This is a genomic window from Azospirillum mesophilum, assembly GCF_053470405.2.
Genome location: NZ_JBPXMQ020000126.1, coordinates 1 through 680, shown reverse-complemented (window position 1 = coordinate 680; position 680 = coordinate 1). Strand labels below are relative to the sequence as shown.

The 680-nt window shown below is 67.8% G+C and carries 1 protein-coding gene; it reads right to left on the bottom strand.

The window, feature by feature from the left end; all coding sequences use genetic code 11:
- Positions 1–680, bottom strand: a 680-nt coding sequence (locus ACSVC7_RS32740; RefSeq protein ID WP_483509194.1) for a phosphohexomutase domain-containing protein, incomplete at both ends; no start/stop codon positions are given.

Here is a 680-nt window from a genome sequence, read left to right as displayed (position 1 = left end):
GCCAGCGTCACGTCCAGCTTGCTGACCAGCCCGATCAGCCGCACCGCGCAGTACAGCGCGTCGTCGAAGCCGTACCACTTGTCGGCGAAGAAGATGTGCCCCGACATCTCGCCGGCCAGCGGCGAGCCGGTCTCGGCCATCTTCGCCTTCAGCAGCGAGTGCCCGGTCTTCCACATCAGCGGCTGCCCGCCCAGCTTGCTGATCTCGTCGAACAGCGTCTGGCTGGCCTTCACGTCGGCGATGATCGTCGCCCCCGGATGGCTCTTCAGCACGTCGCCGGCGTAGATCGCCACCAGCTGGTCGCCCCACACCACGCGGCCCTGGTGGTCGATGGCGCCGATGCGGTCGCCGTCGCCGTCGAAGCCGATGCCGATGTCGCAGCCGTGCTCCGCCACCGCCTTCTTCAGGTCGACCAGGTTCTTCTCGACCGTCGGATCGGGGTGGTGGTTCGGGAAGTTGCCGTCGATCTCATCGAACAGCAGGATGTGCTTGCCGGGCAGCCTGGCGGTCAGGCGGCGCAGGATCTCGCCGGTGGCGCCGTTGCCGGCGTCCCAGGCGATGGTCAGGTCGCGCGTGCCGTCATAGTCCTTCAGCATCCGCTCCACATAGGCGTCGCGGACGTCGACCTGCTCGCTGGAGCCCTCGCCCGACACATAGTCGGCCTTGCCGGCGATGATGCC